The sequence below is a fragment of the Mesorhizobium sp. M7A.F.Ca.US.006.04.2.1 genome, from assembly GCF_004022915.1.
GTDB lineage: Bacteria > Pseudomonadota > Alphaproteobacteria > Rhizobiales > Rhizobiaceae > Mesorhizobium > Mesorhizobium ciceri.
On the sequence record NZ_RZQA01000533.1, the window covers coordinates 1 to 4,491 of the forward strand.

1 protein-coding gene and 3 pseudogenes are annotated in these 4,491 nt (G+C 63.7%); all 4 read left to right on the top strand.

Annotation, left to right across the window (positions count from 1 at the left end; genetic code table 11):
- Nucleotides 1-196: pseudogene (locus EN925_RS40190) on the top strand (hypothetical protein); the annotation flags it as partial.
- Between the two features lie 160 nt (nucleotides 197-356).
- Nucleotides 357-1,328 (top strand): zincin-like metallopeptidase domain-containing protein, encoded by a 972-nt coding sequence (locus EN925_RS24500; RefSeq protein ID WP_127368301.1) that lies wholly within the window; start codon nucleotides 357-359, stop codon nucleotides 1,326-1,328.
- Between the two features lie 155 nt (nucleotides 1,329-1,483).
- Nucleotides 1,484-2,920, top strand: a pseudogene (locus EN925_RS24505) (ParB/RepB/Spo0J family partition protein); the annotation flags it as partial.
- A gap of 8 nt (nucleotides 2,921-2,928) precedes the next feature.
- Nucleotides 2,929-4,491: pseudogene (locus tag EN925_RS24510) on the top strand (strawberry notch C-terminal domain-containing protein); the annotation flags it as partial.

Sequence of the window (4,491 nt, forward strand, 5' to 3'; positions counted from 1 at the left end):
TCCCTGGTCCACTCGGGCACCGCGCACCCCGCCCCCGCGCGTGCCCGTCAGCTGGGAGGAGTTGCCCTCCTGCGAAAGCGCCAACGGTTTCGATGTTTTCGCCGCCGCCGCGCGGGCTCAGCTGCCGGAAGCCTGGGAAGGTTATTTCGAAGTCGAACAAACGCTTACCGAGCGCATCCGCCACGTAGTCCGGTAGGAATAAGCATTTGGCGCGGACAGCCTTTGCCCAAATTCGAGAGCGTCCCCTTCTGCGGGAGGCCCCCGCAACGCCTTCTAGAGTGAGAGTACGGACCGGTTTGCCGTGACGGGTTGAGAGCTGGAGGAGAGGCTTCCGGCGCCCGTCGCGGAGAACCGCGATGTCCAGACAATACGCTCGCGCCGGCGCCGACCGGTCAAGCCTCTATGGCGATATCACCAACAAGATCCTCGCCGAACTGGAAGCAGGGCGCTTTCCCTGGGTGCAGCCCTGGGGCACGGCGGCGGCGCAAGCGCCCATTGCTATGCCGGCCAATGCCGCGACCGGCCGCGCCTATTCCGGAATCAATGTGCTGATCCTGTGGGGGGCGGTCATCGAGCATGGCTTTCCCGTCCAGAGCTGGCTGACTTTCCGTCAGGCGCTATCGCTGGGCGGCCATGTCCGCAAGGGCGAACACGGCACCACCGTCGTCTATGCTGACCGCTTCGTCCCTGAAGACCAAAAGAGCCGTGCGCGGGAAACCGGCGAAGCAGCCCAAGCCATACCGTTCCTGAAGCGCTTCATCGTGTTCAACGTAGCACAATGTGAAAATCTCCCCGACGATTTGGCCGTGGCTCCGCCTGCACCAGAGCCTGGACTGATCGAGCCGGTCGTCGACGCGCTGATCAAGGCGACCGGGATCGATTTCCGCATCGGTGGCGATCGCGCCTATTATGATCCGGCGCATGACTATGTTCGGGTGCCGCCGCCGCAGGCCTACTTCCAGACCATCGACTGGCATCGCACCGCCCTGCACGAGCTTGGCCATGCGACCGGCCATGCCTCCCGCGTCGGCCGTGACCTCGGCGGCGCCTTCGGTACCAGGAAATATGCTTTCGAGGAACTGGTCGCGGAGATGAACGCAGCCTTCTGCTGCGCCTCGCTTGGCATCGTGCCGACCGTACGCCACGCCGACTACCTGGCCTCCTGGCTTGAGGTTCTGCGCGAAGACAACCGCGCGATCGTGCGTGCCGCGTCGCGGGCCAGCAAGGCGGCCGACTGGCTGCTCTCGTTCCTGCCGCAACCTGACGGCGCATTCAGGGCAGGCCAAGGCGAGGTCGATGAAACCGAGATCAAGTGGAGGGCGGCATGATCCTCCTCATTGATGCAAAGTCGTGCCTGCTGCCCTGTGCCCCTCCGTTATCTTCGGTGTGGGGCGCAGTCCTCAGAGTGAGAGGGCTGCGCCTTTCTTTGTGACGGGTTTGGAGGTCGAGAGAGTCTCGGCCGCCCGTCGCGGAGATAATCAAGATGGCTACCGTCAAGCAGAAGATCACCCTCAATGCCTCGCGTGACATCCCTTTCAACAAGCTGACGCTGAGCCAGTCCAATGTCCGGCGCATCAAGCGCGGGGAAACGATAGAGGACCTCGCCGCCTCGATCGCACGGCGCGGCCTGCTGCAGAGCCTCAACGTCCGGCCGGTGTTGGATGACGAGGGTAAGGAGACGGGCATGTTTGAGGTGCCCGCTGGCGGACGCCGCTATCGCGCGCTGGAACTGCTGATCAAGCAGAAGCGCATGGTCAAGACCGAGCCCGTGCCCTGCGTCGTGACCAACGCCGATAGTGAGGTCCCGATCGAGGAGGATTCCCTAGCCGAGAATTTTCAGCGCGAAGATTTACATCCGCTCGATATGTTTCGCGCCTTCCGGACTCTGCACGACCATGGCGCCAGCCATGAGGAGATCGCGGCACGCTTCTTCGTTTCCGCAACGTTCGTGCAGCAACGCCTGCGGCTCGCGAAAGTCTCGCCCAAGCTGCACGATATTTACGAGCAGGACGGCATGAAGCTCGATCAGCTCATGGCCTTTACCGTGGCCGACGATCACGCCCGTCAGGAACAGGTCTGGGAGGCGCTCGAAAATTCGTGGTCGAAGGAGCCGCATCAAATCCGGCGCATGCTGACCGAAACCACGGTTCGGGCAAGCGATCGTCGAGCGCTGTTCGTCGGTGTCGAGGCCTATGTCGCAGCCGGGGGGATAGTGCTGCGTGACCTGTTCGAGGCCGACAATGGCGGCTGGCTGCAGGACCCTGTGCTGCTCGACCGCCTGGTTCGCGACAAGCTGAAATCGATCGCAGATGAGATCGCCGCCGAAGGGTGGAAGTGGATCGTGGTCGATATCGATCTGCCCTATGGCCACAATCACGGCCTGAGGGCGCTCGCTGGCACTCCCGCCGATCTGACCGACCCGGAGCGGGGACAACGTGAAGCGTTGCGCAAGGAATACGATCGGCTGGAAGCCGAGTATGGCGAAGCCGACGAACTCCCCGATGTGGTCGATCAGCGCTTCGGCGAGATCGAGTCCGCGCTCGAGGCCTTCGAGAGCCGGCCGATGAACTACGATGCGGCCGAGATCGCTCGCGCCGGCGTGTTCATCAACATCGATCGTAATGGCGATCTCGTCGTCGATCGGGGCTATGTGCGCCCTGAGGACGAGACACGTGAGACGGTCGAAGGCGACTCCGCCGAGCCCTGCGATGTGACCGGGAGCGAGGATGGCAGCGACGATCTTTCCGTTCGCCGCGCAACCATCACCATCGGCGCGCAGGCCTCCGAGCCCGAGGAGAATGAGGGCGACACCATCAAGTCGCTGCCCGAGCGCCTGGTGATCGAACTCACCGCCCAACGCACCTTGGCGCTGCGCAATGCCGTAGCCGAGAACCAGCATGTGGCCATCACGGCGCTATTGCGCTGGCGGAAGGCATCCTGTTCACCACCTATGCCACGCTGCGCTCCGACGCTCGCGGCGAGAAGGTTTCGCGGGTCAAACAAATCGTCGAATGGTTGGGTCCGAATTTCGACGGGGTCATCATTTTCGACGAGGCGCACGCCATGCAAAACGCCGGTGGCGGCAAGGGCGAACGCGGCGACGTCGCTCCCTCCCAGCAAGGCCGTGCCGGCCTGAGGCTACAGCACGCCCTGCCGAATGCCCGCATCGTCTATGTGTCGGCGACTGGCGCCACCACAGTGCACAATCTCGCCTATGCGCAGCGGCTCGGCCTCTGGGGCGGCGAGCATTTTCCATTCTCAAGCCGCGCCGAGTTCGTCGAGGCGATCGAGGCCGGCGGCGTGGCGGCGATGGAAGTGCTGGCACGCGACCTCAGGGCACTCGGCCTCTATACGGCCCGCTCGCTCTCTTTCAACGGCGTCGAATACGAACTGATCGAGCATGAGCTGACGCCGGAACAGATCCGCATCTATGATGCTTATGCCGGCGCCTTCGGCATCATCCATAACAATCTCGATGCGGCGATGCAGGCGGCCAACATCACTGGCAGCACCGGCACGCTCAATGCCCAGGCCAAGTCGGCCGCGCGCAGCGCCTTTGAAAGCGCCAAGCAGCGCTTCTTCGGTCATCTGTTGACCAGCATGAAGACGCCGACCCTGATCCGGTCCATCACCCGGGATCTGGAGGAGGGCCATGCGGCCGTTGTCCAGATCGTCTCGACGGGAGAGGCGCTCATGGAACGGCGGCTGGCCGAGCTGCCTACCGAGGAATGGAACGATGTTCGCGTCGACATCACGCCGCGCGAATACGTCCTCGACTATCTCGCCCATTCCTTCCCGGTGCAGCTCTACGAGCCCTTCACCGACTCCGAAGGCTGTCTATCGTCGCGCCCGGTCTACCGCGAAGGCCGGCCCGTCGAGAGCCGGGAGGCGGTCGCCCGGCGCGACGAGCTGATCGCCAAACTCGCCAGCTTGACGCCTGTCCCCGGCGCGCTCGACCAGATCATCCAGCATTTCGGGGTGGACATCGTGGCCGAGGTCACCGGTCGCTTGCGCCGCATTGTCCGCAAGGGCGAGCGCCTTGTCGTTGAAAACCGTACCGGGTCAGCCAACCTCGCCGAGACGCAGGCCTTCATGGATGACCAGAAGCGCGTTCTGGTTTTTTCGGACGCGGGCGGAACGGGGAGGAGCTACCACGCCGACCTGTCGGCCCGCAACACGCGGCTGCGTGTGCATTATCTGCTCGAAGCCGGCTGGAAGGCCGACACCGCCATTCAGGGCCTGGGACGCACGCGTCGCACCAATCAAGCGCATCCGCCGCTCTTCCGGCCGATCTCGACCAATGTAAAAGCGGAAAAGCGCTTCCTCTCGACGATCGCGCGGAGGCTCGATACGCTGGGCGCAATCACGCGCGGCCAGCGCCAGACCGGCGGCCAGGGCTTGTTCCGGCCAGAGGACAATCTGGAAAGCCACTATGCCCGCGATGCGCTACGGCAACTTTATCTGCTGATCGTACGCTGCAAGGTCGAGGGC